This window comes from Actinotalea sp. C106 (assembly GCF_023630195.1).
Taxonomy (GTDB): domain Bacteria; phylum Actinomycetota; class Actinomycetes; order Actinomycetales; family Cellulomonadaceae; genus Actinotalea.
Genome location: NZ_JALPKN010000538.1, coordinates 1 through 1036 on the forward strand (window position 1 = coordinate 1; position 1036 = coordinate 1036).

General features: G+C 75.4%; 2 pseudogenes. Both read left to right on the forward strand.

The annotated features are described in order from the left end of the window. Positions 1–266 (forward strand): annotated as a pseudogene (locus L0B03_RS18325) (ribonuclease D); the annotation flags it as partial. Positions 267–319: 53 nt separating this feature from the next. Beyond that, positions 320–1036: pseudogene (locus L0B03_RS18330) on the forward strand (acetyl-CoA C-acyltransferase); the annotation flags it as partial.

Consider the following 1036-nt stretch of genomic DNA (forward strand, 5'->3'; position numbering starts at 1 on the left):
CGCCCCGCACCTGGTCCGACCGCGACCCGGCGGCGGCCGGACGGCTCGCCGTCGCGCGGACCGTGGTCGCGGAGATCGGCGAGCAGCACCAGGTGCCCGTGGAGAACCTGCTGACCCCCGACCTGCTGCGCCGCCTGTGCTGGTCCCCGCCAGCCCGGACAGACGACGCCACCGTGGCCGAGACGCTCACGGCGGCGGGGGCCCGGCCGTGGCAGGTCGAGCTCGTCGCCCCGCGGCTCGCGGCGGCCTTTGTTACTCTCCAGTAGCTTCACCATCCAGCAGCATCGCCCGGACAACGTCGTCCACCCCAGGAGAGCCCATGAGCACCCCGCGCCGCACGGTCCAGGACGTCGTCTTCGTCGACGGGGTGCGCACCCCGTTCGGCCGGGCCCGCCCGGACGGGATCTACGCCCACACCCGCGGCGACGACCTCGCGGTCAAGGCCACGCGCGAGCTCCTGCGGCGCTCTCCCGCCTTGCCCCCCGAGCGCGTCGACGACGTCGCCCTGGCCGCGACCAGCCAGAGCGGTGACCAGGGGCTCACCCTCGGACGGTCGGTCGCCGTGCTCGCGGGGCTGCCGCGCACCGTGCCGGGGTTCGCCGTGGACCGGATGTGCGCGGGAGCGATGACGGCGGTCACCGCGACGGCCTCGGCGATCATGGCCGGGGCGCAGCAGGTCGCGATCGCCGGCGGGGTGGAGCACATGGGGCACCACCCGATGGGTGCGGACACCGACCCCAACCCCCGCTTCGTGGCCGAACGGCTGGTCGACTCCTCGGCCCTCGTGATGGGCGCGACCGCCGAGAACCTGCACGACCGGTACCCGGCCCTGACCAAGGACCGGGCAGACGCCTACGCGGTGCGCAGCCAGCAGCGGTACGCGGCCGCCCTCGCGGCTGGCCACGTCTCGGCCGACCTGGTGAGCATCGCCCTGCGCGACCCCGAGCGCGGCTGGGGGCTCGCGACCGCCGACGAGCCGCCCCGACCGGGGACCACCCTGAACGACCTCGCCGGACTCGCCACCCCGTTAAGTGGG